Source organism: Nitrosomonas ureae (genome assembly GCF_001455205.1).
GTDB classification, from domain to species: domain Bacteria; phylum Pseudomonadota; class Gammaproteobacteria; order Burkholderiales; family Nitrosomonadaceae; genus Nitrosomonas; species Nitrosomonas ureae.
Genome location: NZ_CP013341.1, coordinates 1,224,428 through 1,242,920 on the forward strand (window position 1 = coordinate 1,224,428; position 18,493 = coordinate 1,242,920).

At 45.5% G+C, this 18,493-nt stretch carries 18 protein-coding genes; 8 read left to right on the plus strand and 10 right to left on the minus strand.

Features of this window, described 5'->3' with window-relative positions; all coding sequences use genetic code 11:
• Positions 1-15: 15 nt before the first annotated feature.
• The 4 genes from lolD to ATY38_RS05680 form a co-directional block, all read right to left on the minus strand.
• Complete coding sequence (lolD, locus tag ATY38_RS05665) at positions 16-705, minus strand: lipoprotein-releasing ABC transporter ATP-binding protein LolD (protein ID WP_062558453.1); 690 nt, start codon at positions 703-705, stop codon at positions 16-18.
• Complete coding sequence (locus ATY38_RS05670; protein ID WP_062558454.1) at positions 698-1,945, minus strand: lipoprotein-releasing ABC transporter permease subunit; 1,248 nt, start codon at positions 1,943-1,945, stop codon at positions 698-700. The genes lolD and ATY38_RS05670 overlap by 8 nt, the downstream gene beginning before the upstream one ends.
• A gap of 109 nt (positions 1,946-2,054) precedes the next feature.
• Positions 2,055-2,774 (minus strand): Crp/Fnr family transcriptional regulator, encoded by a 720-nt coding sequence (locus ATY38_RS05675; RefSeq protein WP_062558455.1) that lies wholly within the window; start codon positions 2,772-2,774, stop codon positions 2,055-2,057.
• 163 nt (positions 2,775-2,937) lie between these two features.
• A complete protein-coding gene (locus ATY38_RS05680) occupies positions 2,938-3,408 on the minus strand; it encodes a septal ring lytic transglycosylase RlpA family protein (RefSeq protein ID WP_235590399.1) in 471 nt (156 codons plus the stop codon).
• 257 nt (positions 3,409-3,665) lie between these two features.
• On the opposite strand from ATY38_RS05680, the gene speB reads away from it, so the two are divergent.
• Positions 3,666-4,631 (plus strand): agmatinase, encoded by a 966-nt coding sequence (gene speB, locus ATY38_RS05685; RefSeq protein ID WP_062558457.1) that lies wholly within the window; start codon positions 3,666-3,668, stop codon positions 4,629-4,631.
• A gap of 54 nt (positions 4,632-4,685) precedes the next feature.
• Here speB and ATY38_RS05690 read toward each other — a convergent pair whose 3' ends face one another.
• From ATY38_RS05690 to ATY38_RS05705, 4 genes are all read right to left on the minus strand, one after another.
• Positions 4,686-5,123 carry a hypothetical protein gene (locus ATY38_RS05690; protein ID WP_062558458.1) on the minus strand — a complete coding sequence of 146 codons (438 nt, stop codon included), beginning with the start codon at positions 5,121-5,123 and terminating at the stop codon, positions 4,686-4,688.
• A 125-nt stretch (positions 5,124-5,248) separates the two neighbouring features.
• Positions 5,249-6,001 (minus strand): hypothetical protein, encoded by a 753-nt coding sequence (locus tag ATY38_RS05695; RefSeq protein ID WP_144429455.1) that lies wholly within the window; start codon positions 5,999-6,001, stop codon positions 5,249-5,251.
• 118 nt (positions 6,002-6,119) lie between these two features.
• On the minus strand, positions 6,120-7,898 hold the full coding sequence (locus ATY38_RS05700) for a DUF5666 domain-containing protein (protein WP_062558460.1): 1,779 nt from the start codon (positions 7,896-7,898) through the stop codon (positions 6,120-6,122).
• Between the two features lie 51 nt (positions 7,899-7,949).
• Positions 7,950-8,801, minus strand: a complete 852-nt coding sequence (locus tag ATY38_RS05705; protein ID WP_074701407.1) for a DUF6502 family protein — start codon at positions 8,799-8,801, stop codon at positions 7,950-7,952.
• A 195-nt stretch (positions 8,802-8,996) separates the two neighbouring features.
• On the opposite strand from ATY38_RS05705, the gene ATY38_RS05710 reads away from it, so the two are divergent.
• The 7 genes from ATY38_RS05710 (at position 8,997) to ATY38_RS16045 (ending at position 16,546) form a co-directional block, all read left to right on the plus strand.
• A complete protein-coding gene (locus ATY38_RS05710; protein ID WP_062558461.1) occupies positions 8,997-9,305 on the plus strand; it encodes a hypothetical protein in 309 nt (102 codons plus the stop codon).
• Positions 9,306-9,407: 102 nt separating this feature from the next.
• Complete coding sequence (locus ATY38_RS05715) at positions 9,408-11,228, plus strand: copper oxidase (protein ID WP_062558462.1); 1,821 nt, start codon at positions 9,408-9,410, stop codon at positions 11,226-11,228.
• A 128-nt stretch (positions 11,229-11,356) separates the two neighbouring features.
• Positions 11,357-12,244 carry a hypothetical protein gene (locus ATY38_RS05720; RefSeq protein WP_062558463.1) on the plus strand — a complete coding sequence of 296 codons (888 nt, stop codon included), beginning with the start codon at positions 11,357-11,359 and terminating at the stop codon, positions 12,242-12,244.
• Between the two features lie 366 nt (positions 12,245-12,610).
• Positions 12,611-13,522 (plus strand): hypothetical protein, encoded by a 912-nt coding sequence (locus ATY38_RS05725; protein WP_062558464.1) that lies wholly within the window; start codon positions 12,611-12,613, stop codon positions 13,520-13,522.
• Between the two features lie 710 nt (positions 13,523-14,232).
• On the plus strand, positions 14,233-14,712 hold the full coding sequence (locus ATY38_RS05730) for a tautomerase family protein (RefSeq protein WP_062558465.1): 480 nt from the start codon (positions 14,233-14,235) through the stop codon (positions 14,710-14,712).
• Between the two features lie 88 nt (positions 14,713-14,800).
• The gene (locus ATY38_RS05735; protein ID WP_201011915.1) at positions 14,801-16,057 is read left to right on the plus strand and encodes an aldehyde dehydrogenase family protein; all 1,257 of its coding nucleotides are present in this window, start codon (positions 14,801-14,803) and stop codon (positions 16,055-16,057) included.
• Positions 16,058-16,372: 315 nt separating this feature from the next.
• Entirely contained in the window at positions 16,373-16,546 is a 174-nt protein-coding gene (locus tag ATY38_RS16045; protein WP_158441762.1) for a hypothetical protein, read from the plus strand.
• A gap of 551 nt (positions 16,547-17,097) precedes the next feature.
• Here the strand turns inward: ATY38_RS16045 and ATY38_RS16805 are convergent.
• Both ATY38_RS16805 and ATY38_RS05740 read right to left on the minus strand, forming a co-directional pair.
• Positions 17,098-17,232 (minus strand): hypothetical protein, encoded by a 135-nt coding sequence (locus ATY38_RS16805; RefSeq protein ID WP_255251905.1) that lies wholly within the window; start codon positions 17,230-17,232, stop codon positions 17,098-17,100.
• A 426-nt stretch (positions 17,233-17,658) separates the two neighbouring features.
• Positions 17,659-18,339: a YiaD family glycine zipper/OmpA-like lipoprotein gene (locus ATY38_RS05740; RefSeq protein ID WP_062558466.1), complete on the minus strand. Its 681-nt coding sequence runs from the start codon at positions 18,337-18,339 to the stop codon at positions 17,659-17,661.
• Positions 18,340-18,493 lie beyond the last annotated feature (154 nt).

Sequence of the window (18,493 nt, forward strand, 5' to 3'; positions counted from 1 at the left end):
TCGATTACATAAACATCATGCATGGGGTACATCGCATAAAACTCCATCGATCAATTGCTGGATGCGTTGCGCGCGATTGGCCAGACTTGCATCGTGTGTGACGATAATCATACTGGCATTGATTTTGCGATTCAATTCCAGCATTAAATCAAATACATGCTCAGCTGTTTTGCGGTCAAGATTTCCTGTGGGTTCATCAGCCAGAATGCAGGCAGGGCGCGTAACCAAAGCACGCGCAACAGCGGCACGCTGGCGCTCACCGCCGGATAATTCACCGGGGGTATGGGTCAAGCGATGACTCAGGCCAACCAGCTGTAACATTTCAGCTGCGCGATCATAGGCTTCCTGGTTTGGCAAGCGACGAATCAGCAACGGCATGGCTACATTTTCCAAGGCACTGAACTCCATTAGCAAATGATGAAATTGATAGATAAAGCCAAGCGAGCCATTACGTAGCTGGCAGCGTTCTTCTTCGTTGATCCGGGCGATATCTTGCCCGAGAATCTGAATACTTCCGCTGGTGGGAACATCCAGCCCGCCAAGCACATGCAGCAAAGTACTTTTACCGGAACCTGATGCGCCGACAATCGCCAACATTTCTCCTTTGGCCAGATCCAGGTCAACACCCTTCAATACCGGAACTGCCAAATCACCTTGCGAAAATTGCTTGACCAGACTGCGACAAGAAATAACCATTTCATTCATAGCGCAATGCCTCTGCCGGATTCACTTTGGATGCGCGGTAGCTGGGGTAGATCGTTGCCAGCAAGCTGAGAACAAACGAAGTTACGGCAACGGTTGTGATATCCGCCATCTGCGGATCGGTTGGAATTGTACTGATGTAATAAATTTCCCGCGAGAGGAATTGAACATTAAACAAACCTTCAATAAACGCAACCACTTCTCCCACATTATAAGCGAGCAGCATGCCACCGGCTACACCAAGGATCGTGCCAAAGACCCCGATAAACGTACCCTGAACGATAAATATCTTCATAATGCTGCGCGGATTTGCGCCGAGTGTGCGTAAAATCGCGATGTCAGATTCTTTGTCAGTCACCGCCATCACTAAGGTGGAAACAATATTGAACGCCGCCACCGCAATAATTAATGCCAGAATTAAAGACAGCATACGCTTCTCGATTTGGATCGCGCGAAAATAATTGGCATGCTGTCTTGTCCAGTCGCTGATATGACTGTCAATCGTCAACATTGCGGGTAATTCCTGCACGACTTTGGGTGCCTGAAATAGATCCTTGAGCTTCAACCGCACGCCGGAGACATCATCGTTTTCCATGCGATATAGTTTTTGCGCATCGAACATGTGAATTAAAATTAATCCGGAATCATATTCAAAATGCCCTACCTCAAAGATTCCAACCACAGTAAATTGTTTCAAACGCGGTAGAATGCCAGCAGGTGTGACTTGCCCTTGGGGCGAGATCAGAACAATTTTATCACCGATGAAAGTACCCATCGCACGCGCCAATTCCATGCCGATTACGATGCCGAATTCTCCCGGAATCAAATGATTCAAATCGCCACTGACCATCGTTTTCGAGAAATCAGCCACTTGATCTTCCATTGCCGGCAGTATGCCACGCACCAAAACGCCTTGTACGACTTGATTATGTGACAGCATGCCCTGCGCACTGACATAGGGTGCGGCGGCTTCCACTGCCGGGTGCTTGATCGCTTCTTCCGCCGTTTGCTGCCAATGGCTCAAATTACCATGAAAACTACCAATCTGAACATGCGAAGCAACACCCAGAATTCGTGTGCGCACTTCTTTCTGGAAACCGTTCATTACTGACATCACAGTAATCAATGCCGTCATTCCCAGCGTAATACCCATCAGAGAGATTAAGGAAATAAACGAAATGAAATGATTACGTTTTTTGGCGCGCGTATAGCGCAAGCCAATGAAAAGTTCGTAGGGAGACACGAATGATAGTACCCGTAATAAGTTTGACTATGAAGTTTGCCACATTTAATACGCAGCTTAACAAAATAATCAGAAGTTGTGATTAGGATTTACACTACAAGCTTTTTCATCAAAAGCTGCCACGCGCTTCGTTGACCATTTCAGTGAGCTTTGCTATATCCAGCACATGCAAATCATGACCTTGACGCAATATCAGTTTATTTCTGATCAACATATTCAGTTCGCGTGATACGGCTTCACGGTGTGTGCTAACCAGATTAGCAATTTCAGTTTGAGTGGGTGCCGGCGAAATGACGGCAACATTTTCGGATATCATGTGATTCCTCGCCAAGCGCAACAATTCTACCTGAATACGGTTACGTACCGCCAGCGTACTATAATCATAAACACGTTCGGTCAGACGGCGCACCTGCCCGGTTAGGCGTTTTAAAATAATTTCTGCGATCTGGCGGTTGCCATAAATTAATTCCTGAAAATCCGATGCTGGCATTGATGCGAGCAATACGCTGCCTCGCGCGATCGCGGTGGCCGATCGAGGATGGCCATCAATCGCCGTCAATTCGCCAAACATTTCACCCGTTGGTAAATCGCACAAGATGACTTCCTGCCCTGATAAGCTGTGATACATGATACGAATTTCACCCTGCGCAATAAAAAAAGCGCTGTTGGTATGATCGTGATAGCGCACAATCTCATTTCCCGCTTCATAACGATGCCACCGACAAGCGGCGGCAACTACTCCTATATCTTGCGGCGACAGACATTGAAATTCCTTGATCACCGACAGCATGGCAGTTGCACGGTCAGCCGAAATGTTTCGTGTGGTCATTTCTTGCCGTCTTCTTTCAGAATAGCTTTATTTTACAGTATCCGATCATTTTCTAAGATTCTACCTTTCCATGAAATGAACAATGATATATCAAATTCAGATCGATACACTGCTTTGCAAAAAGTGATTAAGATATTCTATCGGAGTGATCTTGTATTACTGCTTAGTTCTGGCTGATTCTATCGTTAAGATGTTCGATTTTTACTTTGTCTACACCGTGCAAGCCAATTTTCTGGGCTGCGCCACGTGACAGATCAATGATTCTACCTTTCGTGAAAGGACCTCGATCATTAACCAGCACATCAACCTGACGACCGTTTTTCAGATTGGTAACTCTGACTCTGGAGGGTAAGGGGAGTGTTTTATGAGCAGCAGTTAAGCCGTGAGGAACAAAGTGTGTTCCCATCGCTGTGCGATTGCCCGATTCTGAACCATACCAGGATGCATGACCGACTTCCCGGTATCCAACTGCCGTTCGCAGAGGATAATAGGTAACTCCGCGGACTTTATAAGGTTTGTTGTAAGGTGCAGTAAGGTTGGGTGCATGCTGCTTGGAAATATCCGAGGAGCGTGGCACATTGCCGGGAAACATCGAAGCGCAACCGCTGATCAGGCCAGCGATCAATATCATCATGCTAACTTGCTTACGATTTTTTGAATGCTGCATAACGTTTATAGCATTTCTAAGACACTTTTATTTTATATACGCATCGGATTATAACGGTATCAATCCGCCAAGATCTATTGCTGTATGTGTAATTAATCAACAATACTTGAATTTGCGGCAAGCAGCGGCATATCATCAGCGCATTTCAATGCTGGTGATTGTAGACAATGGATGGTTGCTAAAAAGTGGTATGAGTATATTCGACAAAAAAGGATATAGAAATTATGACGAACGACGACCGCACTAAGACTAATGGCGTCATTGTACGCGAGAGTCCTTATGGAATGCAGCGTGAACCTACTTTCTCCGGCATTCTGTCTTTCATGCGGCGCAAATATAGTAAGGATATCGATGGTGCTGAACTAGTCGTCAGCGGTATTCCATTCGATTTGGCTGTGACCTATCGCTCCGGGGCTCGTTTCGGGCCGCAAGCAATTCGTCTTGCCTCGGCAGAGATTGCTTCGACAACACCTTATCCGTGGGGTTTCGATCCATTTGAGAATCTCGCAGTGATTGATTTTGGTGATTGTTTTCTTGATGTCCATAATCCACTGACGATCCCTCAAGCAATTATTGAACATGCTCGCCATATTCTGGCCTCAGGTGCGCGTATGCTGACCTTCGGCGGTGATCACTATATTACTTATCCGCTATTGAAGGCACATGCCGAAAAGTTTGGTGAACCGCTTGCGTTAATTCATTTTGATGCGCATAGCGATACTTGGCCGGATGATTCACCTGATTCTCTGAATCACGGTTCAATGTTTTACAAGGCGATAAAAGATGGATTGATTGATCCTAAACACTCAGTGCAAATTGGCATCCGCACCTGGAACGATGATTTTATGGGTATGCACATTCTTGATGCCGCTTGGGTACATCGGCATGATACCGATGCCGTAGTTGCGGAAGTTGAACGCATAGTTGGGAACCGCCCGGCTTATTTTACCTTTGATATCGATTGTCTTGATCCCGCTTTTGCACCTGGCACCGGTACGCCGGTTTGTGGCGGACTTTCCACCGCCCAGGCGCTAAGCATCATTCGTGGTTTTAGCATGCTTAATCTGATTGGCATGGATATCGTTGAAGTGGCACCCGCCTATGATCATAGTCAAATCACGGCGCTGGCGGCTGCTCATATTGCATGTGATCTTATTTGCTTGTTGGCGAAACGCAAAGCGGAAAAGTGACGATGTTTTTGGGAAAGTTATTCGAAATAGCTCTCTATATTGAATTTAGAGTTTCTAAAAAATGTAGCGCAAATTGATACCACCTCCCCAATCAGGACTGCGATCTGAAAACCCTCTTATTCCGTAGGCATTCAGTCTGAAATTGTTGGTAACGCGTTGCGAAATATATAGCATAAGGTCTCTGCTGTCTTCCAAACGTACAGGCGATTGCCCCATTGTGTAACTTGTTCCCATGGTGACAGTGGGGGACAATTGATACCCGAGGCCTGCGGCACCGTAAAGCACGTTATGAAAAGTAATCCCGGATGGATTGCCCAATATTCTGTAGCCAAAAGCTGCGCTCAGTGTGAATTTGGAAATTGTTTTATACAAATCACCTTGAATTGCATAATCGACTTGACCGCTACCCATATTTTGTTTAGCGCTGGCAGTAGGAATTTTTAAACGAGTTGTAATATCAAAAACAATACCCGTACGTGCATGATCAATCAAGTTATAACTGAATGCAGCGACGATGTCGCCTAATCCTGATTGCGTTGTACTGTTAAGTGATGAACCACCCAGCGGAATACCTCCGATAAGACCGGAAGTAATCGTTTTACTTAATCTAGCGCTATTTATCTCATTATCTGAATCGTCATCCTCGTTCCCGCCCCCGCTATTGTCGTTATCATCTCCTCCTCCACTGCCACTATTGCCATTGTCATCGCCTCCGCTCCCGCTTCCGCTGTTATCATCATCGCCCCCGCTGCCGCTATTGTCGTTATCATCTCCACCGCCACTGCCACTATTGTCATCGTCTCCGCTTCCGCTTCCGCTGTTGTCATCGTCGTCCCCACCACCGCCGCTCCCGTTGTTGTCATCATCCCCCCGCTGCTGCCATTTCCGCTATTGCCGTTGTTGCCACTACTACCTCCAGAACCCGAGTTATTTTCCTCGCGACCCGGATTCTCACCTGAACAATTCTGTGTATCTTCATCACAAACAACAATGACGCCACCGCTACCCGAGCTGCTACCACTAAAACCTCCCCCGATAATGGGGCCTCCGCCATCAACAATTCCTCCAATCCCCGGACCGAGTACATTCCCCGGTCCGGTGATGCTGAGATAAGGGACAATCACCCTGAAGGATGCCCGATCCTTATCGTAGCGGGCTGTGAAAGGAACGTACCAAATATCAGTTGAAGTCGTCCCGCCGTACCTTCCCGTAGTGAAATCGGTTGCAGTGCTGAAGCTTAGTCGATTGGCAAAAACGGCGGGGCAATTGATGGCAAACACCAACACCAATATTGCTAAGCTTTTTTGTTTGAAAGAAAAGGATGGATACATGCGAGCTTTTTGTTGGTTAACGAATTCAGATGTATTCATCTGATACGATTGCACGAACCAGTAAACTACGGCCCATTCTGCATTTTTATGCAGGAACAGTCTTCAAATTAGGAAATAAATTACCGCCGTACTTGTTGATTTTCCGAGATTGGATAAATTAATCACGAGTTCTATCTGGGATATCAATGTCTCGTATACTTTCTCTATGATCGTTAATCCGGTCTTGCGCGCCAGAATCAAATTCATTGGGTCTTTCGTGTCTATCAATGATTAAATGCTTATCATGACGTTCATGATCCCGCGCTCTGTCTTGAGCATCGATATCCCGTACCTTATCCCTGTAGTCGTCTGGCCTATCTCGCAGATCTGAATCGGACTTTCTTGGACTTTCGGGTTTATCCGGTTTATCGATTTTATGATCCGACTTGCTTTGATCCCGCATATCAGAGGGTTTCTCTGCATGATCTCGTCCTGAGGAATTGGAATGATCCAGTCGCTTATCATCATCTTTACTTCGTGAATCTTCTCTACGAAAATCTCTATCGGATGACTGATTCTTGCCTGAACCGCTATGATCAAGTTCTTTTCTTAAATTTTCCTGGTTCGAACTACTACCGCCATGCCCGCTGCGGTCTGGATTATTCTTGTCACTTCGGGGGAGGCTAATTTCCGATTCATTATCCGAATTATTTCTCTTATCTTTACCATTGTTATCGTTAATAACTCTATCATTTCGATCCTGTATTTGAACGGATGGTAAATTCCTTAATTCAATACGTTCGGAACTGATTCGCTGATCTGCGCCCAGCTTTCCACTAATCAGTACACGCTGATCCAACCTGAGATCATCTATGGCTGTTCCCGTTAACTGAGTATTGGGATCAATGGTAACGATCCGGTTGCTTACGTTTAATTCCTTGTCACCAAGTGCATGGACATACCCTTCAATCATAAGATGCTCAACATTCCCAATGCTATTTGATGTCGGGTCAATCTGGATATGCCGGGCGTGTAAATGAACGCCATCCCAGTGCCCCGTAACCTGGATTTCCATGCCTTGAGAAACACCCGTTGGCAATAATTTTTCATCAGGTTGAACGCGCGTGCCATTGACAATAAAGCCTTGTCCGTCAATTTGTGTAACATAGCCATTTATCTTGGCTTGCGCCTGCGCCTGCGCCTGCGTCGGCATAGTTTCAATTCGCGATGCCACAATTGCACCATTGGATAACCTGTGGCCACTGACTTGTACCCAATCGCCTGTTTTCATATTTGAGGCATGGCTCAGATCAGCAGTTTTCTCAATATGCACAGCTTGATTTAGTACCCGTATTTCCCCAGTTTCAGGATTAAGATGGCCAATCGGACCAATTGCTGCATGCATGACTGTAATATTTCGAGCCATAAGTTCATGCCCCATGCCTAGCGTACGGGCTGCAATAACCTGTCCTACCGCAAGATCACGTACTGAAGTGGGTCGACCATCAATCGAAACGGGGGTGTTGCTGTCATAGTGAACTTCGATGCCATTGACGCAAATGCTTGCAAATCCAGTGATGACGCCAATAATTCCTGTCCCACCGATGCCGCCATCGTCAGCAACGTGCCCAGTCCCTCCCGTTCCTCCACCGAGCACACCTGTACCACCTATACCTGAGTCAGCCAATGGCATGCCAGTCCCACCAATTCCACCTTTCGAAATACCAGTACCGCCCATTCCTCCATCGTGCACGCCGGTGCCGCCCACGCCCGATTCGACTGATGGCGCACCCGTTCCACCGATTCCTGATTGAGCATGCAGTAAAGGATTGATTAGCGAGGGGCTGGCATCGCAATTATTTTTGGCGAATACACTGACAGAATAGCAAATCATCAACGCAATGGCCGCCGACATGTAAGTAACGTAACGTTGTAGGCTTACCAATGAAATTGTCATTTCGCTTTACCAATATCTTGAGTGACGAGCTGCGCGGAATATTGTCATTTATTATTCTTTCGATTCTTTCGATTCAGCAGGTTCACTATAAAAATAAATCCCGAATGTCATTCGGTAATATGGTTCATTTTTCCCTGCGTCACTTTTCTCGAACTCCATCGCGTCTTTATTAATGGCAAGTAGGGATTCCATTCCAAGATGCTTGGTTTTCTCGGCCAATTCCTGCACTGAAGCAACGGTTAATTCGTCGTAAGAAACACTTCGTTCAAAAAATGGTTGATGCTCTCCTAATAAATTGTTGGTCGCGGCAGCGGCATGATCATGCAAGTTGTGACCAAAGTAATACACTTTCTCATCAAATCCGTTTGCCGGAACAAATGCAGATGTGTTAAGACACACTCGCTTTTGCTCATCGAAATGTGCTATACCGAGTCTCAACCATTCATCGAGCACTACCCGCGAACGTATGTCACAGCTTACATTGGCAACCAGTTTCTCAAAAGAAATTTCACCGCCTTCCTTGATAAATCTAGGCAAGGGCTTAGGTTGATTGTTTTCATCGAGATAACGTGCATCACTGGTCCAAAGACTTACTAGTCGAGCACCCATTGAAACAGCTTGAGGAATTGCTTCGGCATCAGAATGATTTTCATGACGTAATCGCTTGATATCTTTGCGATGAATACCCGTTAGCAAACTTAAATGACTATCAGTCGAAGATTTTCCCTCAATCTTAAAATCTTTATCTGCAATTTCTACGAATAATTCCTTCAGTAATTCCAATAAAAAAGGATAAGTAATCCCTTTTGACAACATTAACTTGATTATCGGACGAAGCATGCGTCGAAGTGCAGCAACGAGAGAGGGTGGTAACGTTGAGTCAGGTGTTTGAATACTGTGCATAAAGCTTATTCACGGGTTAAATTAGTCAAGAGGTTGATGGATACAAAATATTTTACCATATCGTGGGAAATAATCACACAATATGTTGACATGGAAAATTTTCCCACGTATAGTTGATTTTGCGTGGGAGAAAATCTCATGCGCACATCAGGACACTTACTGATGTTGCATCAATCCAAATCAAGGAGAAGTATCATGAAAAAACTCTCAATTATCACACTCCTAATGTTCAGCATGGGGTTTGCATCTACATCTTTCTCTACAGGAAAAACGGTTGATGACTATCTCGGCTACTCCGACAGAATGAATAATCCGGCCGATCAAATTCGGCATGGGCGCGATGCGGATGATTCTAGCAGAACTGCACATCCAAGGAATAATCAAGCTACCGCTGTAGTCACTCCACGTGGTGAACAAAATACGGATGACCGTGAATCCAGACGAATTGGAAAGTTATTATGGAAGCATGATCATGTACAAGGAGGTCATGGGAACGTTAAATAACAAAAATTAATATTACCCAGTACACCTCTCAAAGGTGAGTCTGGGTAAAATACAAAATAAAAGAATCAATAAATTGTTAACTGTCCCCAAGGAGAAAATGAGATGTTTAATAAAATATTTTTAAAGAAGATTATCAGTTTAGGGGTTTGTTCCTCAACACTGCTAATATTATCAACAGGCAGTGTTTTTGCAGGTGATAACGAGGTCAGATTTGAACTGACGGATAATCCCGGACGTTGGTTTGATACTGGAACATCAGTTGCAGGCAATCGTTCGATTGCTATTGCAGCGCCAGGTGTGCGCGTTAAGTTTTCCGGCAACTCCAATACCGTGCATACGCGAACCAGTCTGATCTACCCTACGGGTGCCGCTAACATGCCTTTCAATACCAAGCCAAGAAAGGGAGGCGATGATGTAACGCTGACAACGCCAGGTTTGTATGTATTCACCTGTAGCGTTCATCCCTACATGTTTGGCGCAGTGATTGTCGATGATCCTAAAACTACTGGATTGGATCTGGGTTCTTCAATCAGCTTGGTCAACGGTATCACTGTTCCATCCAGCAGTGATTTGGCGACACGGCTTTTGCGGACTTTCTTTATTGCCACCAACCCGGCAAACTGGCAAAACTATGCCAGTAATAAACCGTGGCATGTTACCTATCCGGATGTTGACGTGCGTGTAGACATTGGTGTTGTTAATTTGCCGGATGTGCTGAATGCGCGTTATGGAAACGATATCACACTATCGGCACTGAAAAATCCTAAAACTCCTGCAGTCGGAGAAATCTGGGTTGCCACGCAATTTGAAACTACGCGTAACAAAGAAAAACCCGGTACGGTATCAGCCATCGACGGATCATCCTGGCAAGTGACACGTAAAGTAGCGTTACCTTCTATCGACATGAACAATCCACATAATATGTGGACAGATAAAAATCAACGCGTGATTTATGTTACTCAATGGTTTGATTCAAAACTGACAGTTTATGATCGTAAAACCGGTAAGCTTATACGCAACGTATCCGTAGGCGAATCCCCTGCGCATGTGATGACGCTCACTGACTCCGATCGCATTCATGTTACGAATAATGGCGATACGCGCACGGATTCAGTAATGGAATTGGCACCACTGGCAACCCAGGTGCTGCGTAGAGTGGATATTGGGCGCGGAAACGCACATGCGCACTGGATGAGTCATGACGGTAAAACCATGGTTACGCCCAATGTCTTCTCGGGAGATTCCACGCAATACAATTTTCATACCGATGATATTGAAGCCATTCTGCCAGTCAGCAGTCCGTTCGGCCATCCTCTGGCGACAGGCATGATGCCGGATGCGAGCAAATACTATGTGGCTAATCTGCTTGATAGCACGATCGCTGTTGTGAACATGGATACCCACAAGGTAATGAAACATATCAACTTAATCAAAAACTATGACCCAGTCGCTGGAACCATTACCGGTCCGATAGGGGCATTGCCGATTCAGACGCCGGTTTCCCCTGACGGCAAAAACATGGTAACCGCCAATACACTTTCAGGGACGATCACTATCCTCAATACAAATACCGACAAAGTGGTTGCGATGCTACCCTGTGATCCGGGTTGCCACGGTGTGCAATATGGCGCTAAACAGGGAGGCGGTTACTATGCGTATGTCTCCAGCAAATTTTCCAACAGGATGCTGATTGTGGATCCTGATCCAAACAATGATGGTGATCCATCGGATGCAAAAATTGTAGGTGCGGTAGGATTGTTTGCTGCAAGTACCACACAGAAGGATGACGCTATAAAAGGGAATCCAGGCATGGGCGGGCAGGGCATATTGCCGATTCCGGTCGTGTATAACGGCTGGGTGCAGAACTTACCCGCGGCTTGGAGTAGTCAACTCACTCCAGCGCAGCGCAATCCGATTGATTAATTATATCTGAAGATATAATATAATTGAGTCAATGGAGAAATGAGAAATATAAATAGCGTTTGATATCGCATCATCATATTCAGACGCTATTTACTACATTGACTTACCTAACTTTCAGGAGAACTAAAATGAGTTCAGGACATGATGATTCATCCGGTAGTAACAAACATTTTACATTCACCATTGAAAATGGTGCTGTAACGGCTTATTTTGAAGTTGAAAATGGAATAACCCAGCAGGAATCGATCGACAACAGAGACTCGTTCGTGATCGATGGCACTCAAATCACCCACACCAAACAAACTTCTAACGGGCCCGAAATCACTGTTTTCTCAGATCCAGAAGGTGACGGATCTTACACGGTCATCTCTGATAGTACAGATGATGATCGCCCGGGCAGTGGTGACCGCAAAGGTTATCAATTCACCATCAACGATAATAATGAAGTCGTTGAAGTATTTGAAATTAAGAATGGCGTGCCGGAGCTTGATCCCATCGATGATGATGGTACGGAGACTTATGCGGTTAATGAAAATGGTGAAGTGGTGAGAACTGATGATGAGCCTGGTATTGGCACGGAAATAACCGTTTACGCTGATGCAGATGGTGATGGTACTTATTTTCGTGTTTCGGAACAATGGGCTTCCAATTCACCGGGATCTGGTCGGTTTAAGTTTGAAGACAGACTCGTTTATTCCCCAACTGACGGCGACGATCACGTGGGTGTACGTGGGGGGGAAGACTGCCATGGCGGACAAGGCGCGGATGATTTTGTGATTCGTGAGGCTGCACATTTGCGCATTGGAGACTTCAACTCGAGCGAAGATAATTTCATTATATTTGATACTGGTTTGGGCCTTCTTTCAAGAGAACATTTGGAGAGCTTTGTTACTGGTATTCACCGCAGTGATGATGATCAAGATTTCATAGTGGATTTTGGTTCAACCGCATCAGTCACGCTGGTTGGCGTCGCATCGGACCAAATCAGTTGGGATGATGTTAGTGTATTGAGTTAGGTAATTTACGATTCAATACGATAGCAAGCTCATGACGAACGATAAAATTTAATCCCGCTCTGATTGAGCTTGCCGATCTGATAACGTTGTCAACTGATTGAAGGATATTTTCTAAGCGTTAAGCTGAAGAAACATTCATCCTTGCAGGGCCTACTTCCTGCTTTCCGGTTAAAGCCCCCTTGAATACCTATTTAAATACCGCATTTTTTGCGGCAGGGGATCTGCATCTCTTTTTCCAGACCTTCAATATGTTGATCAGATTTCGTTATCAAATATTAAATGGCTGATATATAAGAATATTGAAGGACTTTTAATTTAAAGTCACAGAAAATTCTTTATTACCGAGCATTATAAAAGGGAGTATATATGAACTACCTATCACAAAAGAAATGGAGCCTTAAACTTATAATTTGCGCATGTTTAAGTGTTTTGATGCTAATGACCGCTGCACAAGTTTTTGCGCAAGATACAGCAGCTCAACGCATCAAGCAATTGGAAAATACCCTGCTAGAAATTCAGAATGAGTTAAACAGAATCAAAGCGGAATCGTCGCAAACCACAAGGAAGGTTGAGCAGATTCAGGAAACATCGGTACAAACCACTAAAAAAGTTGAGCAGATTCAGCAAGCCAGCATTCCAGCTGAAAAGAAAAGTTTTGATTTCAATGGAATGAGTCAGAAAAAAATCATGCTGTTTTTCCGTGGTGGCTATGGTCGGAGCGATGAACATCGTAATGGCGTTTCACTGGAAAGTCGTGTTGCACCTGTCGGAGCACAAGACCAAGCTGATCGACATGCCTGGTATACCGGTGCTGGATTTGATTTTCAACTGACCAAGGATACCTGGGGTTTTATACCCAAAACCGAAATCCATGCGGAACTGATGTTTGAATACAAGCAGTATGGTCACGGCGTACAAGGTAATGTGTTTGCAAACGAACCTACGCAATTGGCGGGTGGGGCATACAATCCACGAGGTGTAACGGTTAATCAATTCACTCTGACTGCTGCACCAAAAATCAAGTTTAATCATTTTGCCGAATATAAAATCAGACCTTGGATTATCCCGGCGGGTCTGGCGATACATGTCGTCAGTCCGCCAACCGAATCCATCACTGTACTGGAGCCTGGCATTATGTTTGCAGGGGGTCTGGAATATAACATTTGGAGAGATTTCTTCATCGGTGCGGATGCGCGCTATCAGTTGACTGCTGGGTCATTGGATGGCACGAAGATTGGTGGCATGACCGTCGGCGGTTATATCGGTATAGGATTCTAATCCTCACCGAAAGCAGTTTTGCTTTTCGGAGACGGAGTATTCCAATGGGTGGGGCTGTTATGAAAGTTAATAAAGCGACTGTAGTAACCACTCTAAAAGATTTCTGTATAACTTTGGAAATTTCCCTGTAGTAACGAGGGAAATTTTCAGATGAGGTTTATAAGTGCTTGTTAGCAGGAAATAAAGTTTCTCAGTCCTTTTAGGGAAGCTTGTCTTTTTTCCTTCGATTTCCTGTCTTCTTGTGAATCAAATGGCAACCCAGAATCAATATGTTGTGCTTCGGTACAGGAGATTCCCGGTTGACTCAAGAGTATGATCCAATCCTGACGATACAAAGTTCATCCACATTTTTGTTCCAATTTCTCTTACCCATCAATATGTTAGTGGCTTGTTCCGGCTAACTTGGGAGCTTGTGCAGGAAAATACAAGTTTTTCCGGATTATCCTGCTATCGGCGTACCCGTCGTCTCAATTGTCTACGCGCTCATCCGACCTGTCATACTAAGCATATATAGGTACTGTCCATCCGCAAAGATTCGTTTGTCGGCATTACATTCGGAGAATATCTGGATCTATATGGAGATAAGAATTTATCCTTACTTGCTCACGTGACTTGCAATAAACAAGTCACGTGATTACACTTATATAGCTTGCTTATTGCAAGTTATTGGGAATAAATATCTGAATAGATCTTTTTATAGGAGAAACATCATGCCTTTGTGGAAAATTTATCATCCTGCGGAAGCATTCAACGTTGCAGACAAAAAAATTCTGTCCGAACGGATTACAAGTTTGTATGCGGGTATTCCCATTCCAAAATTTTATGTGGTCATCCTTTTTGAAGCCCTAGCCCAGGACTCCTGCTTTGTCAGTGGCGAGCCGCATAATCGATTTATCAGGTTCAAAGTCGATCAGATTGCCAGAACATTGCCCGGACCGGTCATTCGGGAATGGTGGATCAGAACAACTGATGAAATCATCGCTCCTTTCGTAAAAGACAGGGGGTATGACTGGGAGATTTCAATTGACGAGACCCCTTTTGATCTCTGGTCTTTGCAGGGCGAAATTCCACCGCCATTTGAATCTGCCGCTGAGAAACGATGGGTCAAGGAAAACAAAGCGAGCCCTTATACCTTGGCGGAAAAGCTTCCAGTCAATCTCATCCTTACTCCAGGAATTTCGGATCGTTAGATTCCGGCCTGGCCAACCCGACCGACCCGATCGGGTTGGCCAGGGCAAGAGGATTTCAGCCTTCAATATATCACGCTAAAGGACAACAATGACTTATCAAACAATCAATCCGGCAACAGGGCAACTGGTTAAAACTTACGCGGACATACCCGATCAGGACTTGGAGAGCGCAATTGCAAAGGCTCATTGGGTTTTCGAGACCGACTGGCGCCATCGCCCGATAGCTGAGCGGAGCAAAATCATTTCTGCGGCAGCCACTATTCTTCGCCAAAAGAGTGAAGAATATGCTCGTCATTTAACATTCGAGATGGGAAAACTCATCAACGAAGCGCGTGCGGAAGTAGCTCTTTCTGCCGATATACTGGACTACTACGCCCGAAAAGCCGCGCACTATCTGAAACCGAGAAAACTTCCCGAAACCTCTGCAGCGGAACTGCATCTCTTACCACTCGGTGTTTTACTCGGTATCGAACCATGGAATTTTCCCTACTACCAAATCGCAAGAGTGGCGGGGCCGCAATTAATGGTTGGCAATGTATTGCTGCTCAAACATGCGGAAAACGTGCCGCAATCGGCGCTGGCGTTTGCCCGCTTGTTTGAAGAAGCGGGAGCGCCTACAGGTGTTTATACGAATATATTTGCCAGTATTCCGCAGATCAGCGCAATAATCGGAGATCCGCGTGTTTGTGGTGTCACCATAAGCGGTAGTGAGCATGCAGGTGCGGCGGTTGCGGAGCTTACCGGCCGCTATCTCAAGAGAGCAGTGTTAGAAATGGGTGGAAGTGATCCGTTGATAGTGCTCGAAGATGCGCCGCTGGAGTCAACGCTCAATAGCGCTTTATTCGGGAGAATGTTCAATACCGGTCAATGTTGCGTCGGATCGAAGCGCATCATTGTCGTCGGCAAAGAGCGCGGAAAAGAATTTCTCGATGGTTTTATCCAGCGGATGACGGCATTGAAAGCCGGGGATCCGGAAAATCCGGAAACTACTCTGGGGCCATTATCTTCCGAGAAAACATTGAACACCCTGCTGCATCAGATTGCACGGGCCAAACAAGACGGCGGAAAGATTGTTCTTGGCGGCAGAAGAATTGATCGGCCTGGTTTTTACCTGGAACCGACAATACTTACCGGCATCAATCAGGATAACGCAATCCATGCACAGGAATTGTTTGGCCCAGTGGCTTCATTCCAAGTTGTGGAAAATGAGAAAGCAGCGATTCGGTTGGCAAACGCGACGCCATTCGGTCTCGGTGCTTCGATCTTTACTGCCGATGTCGGGCGCGGGCGCAAAATCGCAACTAAAATTGACTGCGGCATGGTTTTTATCAACCAACCGGTATGAACAGCCGCCGAACTACCGTTTGGCGGTATCAAACGTTCGGGTTTCGGTCGTGAGCTATCCGAGCTGGGTTTTGGCGCATTTGTCAATGAAAAGCTGATTAACGTTTCGCCGCCCGATTCACCGCCATGGGGGCCTGTTGCTGTTGGTTGATTGGAGTTGGTGCTCTGATCGGAACTTGAGTATAAAAACAGTTTTTAGCAGTATTCGCAGGGAGAAACAAATGAGCATGACTATTTATGGACCGCAAAGATGCGGCAAAACCAGAAATTCAAAAAAGCTAATAGGATATTTTGAACAGACAGCGAAACGCAATTATTGAGCTATTCCCCATATGGGGTGGTGCAGATATTAAACGGAAAGCTCTGGAGTGAAAATTTTGCTTCATTACAGGAGGATTTTCGTGTCAAGACATCAGCATCTGCGGTACAAGCAAAGGATTTGAAGGTGGACGACAAGATTGTGGATAGGAATGGCAAGGATCATTCCTGAAATACGATTCTGATTTGTGTTTTTGGAAGACTCGCTAATGCTCACTTCTAGCGACATATCGGAATGAGGCTCAATGCAATATGGGTAGTGTTAAAGCTTCTGGAATGGAATTTAATATATTTTAAATCAATAAGTTATATTTCTTTTGTGCCAGTAACGCTAAGTTGATCGGCATGAAAATTTATAAGCTCTTATTTCACTAATCAAAAGAAAATACGCAGCAGCAACTTGCAGAAGCGATTAAGGTATCTATGCAGGTGGATGACTACGCCTCGATATTAAGAAATCCCGATGTTTTGACTAAAGGAACGAACTGAAATCCACTGAAAGAATGAATGGGTTCCGTCAGTGACAGTACGAGTATTCAAAATATGACTGAATCAAGCGAGCAGAGTGAGGTTAATATGAGTTATTCAGATTTATTTGAGAATGATAATAAGAATCGTTTGCAATTATAAAAATTATTGTGTAATATGCGAACTGTCCATCAGTTAGTGATTGGCATACCGCAGCAACCAGCGCATTCCCTCGCGTAGTCGGATGGTAGCAAATTACATTTCTTGTTCTTCCTTGCTGCGTGAACATAAGCCCTCACGCATCACTTGCCCGGCACATTTTCCTCTCTTCCTTTTAATGTGCCGGGTTCCTTTTTGGTATCCGTGTGGTGTTTTCAGTAACTCGATCATGATCTTCCCTGCTCTCCGGTTGGTTTCGTTTCCCGCAGATGGCCCACCAGTCCGCGTAAGATAGTTCCGGGCTGTTGCTTAAAGAGGAGTGGTTGTCGAGTGGTTCGTGGAAGTGGTGATTGAGTACAAGCCACGCAGTCCTACGCGCGCCGATTGGCGTCCTGGGTCATTCGTCATTCGTCATCTATGTAAGTAGTTGGTCAGAGGATCGATAATATATGGCCCGGATCTATTCGAAGCCAATCCGGATTTACCCATGTTGCTGGCTGAGGGCAAAGGATGCGCCGATATCGGCAACGAGTATCTGCTGAAAAACGTACTAAAAAAGTATATGGGTGTTTGCTTGGCCAAGTGCTACCCAAGCAGTCATCAGCGTTCTGACCGGAACCACCGTCGATTTTAATCGACGGTGGTTGGTTGATTCCATTATTTAGGTACCTCCGGAGCTGCTTCCGGCGCTGGTTGCGTTTCTGTCACGAAAATTTCCACGCGGCGATTTTCCGCTCTATTTTCAGGTGTGTCATTCTCAGCCATAGGTTCACGGGAGCCGCGGCCATCAATTTGAATGCGGTTAATCGATACCCCTCGGCTTGTCAGATAATCGCGCGTGCTGGCAGCTCGATTAACGGATAATGGATTGTTGATTGCATCGCTGCCGGTATTGTCTGTGTGCCCGATGATTTTGACGACTGTGCCTTCATTACTAATCAGGGTAGTTGCGAAATTATCAAGAATGGGTCTGAAGCCGGGTTTGATGTCCGCCCGGCCGGTGTCGAAGGAGATGTCGCTGGGAATATTTAGCTTGAGGCGATTGTCTTCAGTTTGCGTGACTTGTACGCCTGTACCTGCAGTGGCTGTTTCCATTTCCCTTTTTTGTTCTTCCATCCGCTGTGACCACATATAACCGGCGCCGGCGCCAAGCAGAGCGCCTGAGCCTGCGCCAATGGCAGCGCCTTTCTTGCCTCCAATCAGTGCACCGATCGCAGCTCCTGTACCCGCGCCAATCGCGGTTCCCTGCGCTGTGCCGCGTTGCGTGTCCGTCATCGTTGCGCAGCTGCTCAACGTCAGGATTAGGGCTGGAACAATTAGAATTGAAAGAGTTTTCATTGGTATCTCCTTGCTGCGTTATTTCGTTGTGCAATAGCTGAAACAGCTTTCAGATTACTATTGCGATAGGATTTAGAGAGCATAACCACCCATCAGGATATTTCATAGGCAATGATGAATATCGGATCAGTAATACAATTAGATTTTACATTGA

What these genes read in the sequence shown, in the direction of transcription:
- lolD (WP_062558453.1), bottom strand. Translation starts at nt 705, where the DNA reads ATGAATGAAATGGTTATTTCTTGTCGCAGTCTGGTCAAGCAATTTTCG.
- ATY38_RS05700 (WP_062558460.1), bottom strand. Translation starts at nt 7,898, where the DNA reads ATGACAATTTCATTGGTAAGCCTACAACGTTACGTTACTTACATGTCG.
- ATY38_RS16805 (WP_255251905.1), bottom strand. Translation starts at nt 17,232, where the DNA reads ATGATCGAGTTACTGAAAACACCACACGGATACCAAAAAGGAACCCGG.
- speB (WP_062558457.1), top strand. Translation starts at nt 3,666, where the DNA reads ATGACGAACGACGACCGCACTAAGACTAATGGCGTCATTGTACGCGAG.
- ATY38_RS05740 (WP_062558466.1), bottom strand. Translation starts at nt 18,339, where the DNA reads ATGAAAACTCTTTCAATTCTAATTGTTCCAGCCCTAATCCTGACGTTG.
- ATY38_RS05720 (WP_062558463.1), top strand. Translation starts at nt 11,357, where the DNA reads ATGAGTTCAGGACATGATGATTCATCCGGTAGTAACAAACATTTTACA.
- ATY38_RS05675 (WP_062558455.1), bottom strand. Translation starts at nt 2,774, where the DNA reads ATGACCACACGAAACATTTCGGCTGACCGTGCAACTGCCATGCTGTCG.
- ATY38_RS05710 (WP_062558461.1), top strand. Translation starts at nt 8,997, where the DNA reads ATGAAAAAACTCTCAATTATCACACTCCTAATGTTCAGCATGGGGTTT.
- ATY38_RS05680 (WP_235590399.1), bottom strand. Translation starts at nt 3,408, where the DNA reads ATGATGATATTGATCGCTGGCCTGATCAGCGGTTGCGCTTCGATGTTT.
- ATY38_RS05715 (WP_062558462.1), top strand. Translation starts at nt 9,408, where the DNA reads ATGTTTAATAAAATATTTTTAAAGAAGATTATCAGTTTAGGGGTTTGT.
- ATY38_RS05695 (WP_144429455.1), bottom strand. Translation starts at nt 6,001, where the DNA reads ATGAATACATCTGAATTCGTTAACCAACAAAAAGCTCGCATGTATCCA.
- ATY38_RS05725 (WP_062558464.1), top strand. Translation starts at nt 12,611, where the DNA reads ATGAACTACCTATCACAAAAGAAATGGAGCCTTAAACTTATAATTTGC.
- ATY38_RS05730 (WP_062558465.1), top strand. Translation starts at nt 14,233, where the DNA reads ATGCCTTTGTGGAAAATTTATCATCCTGCGGAAGCATTCAACGTTGCA.
- ATY38_RS05735 (WP_201011915.1), top strand. Translation starts at nt 14,801, where the DNA reads ATGACTTATCAAACAATCAATCCGGCAACAGGGCAACTGGTTAAAACT.
- ATY38_RS05705 (WP_074701407.1), bottom strand. Translation starts at nt 8,801, where the DNA reads ATGCACAGTATTCAAACACCTGACTCAACGTTACCACCCTCTCTCGTT.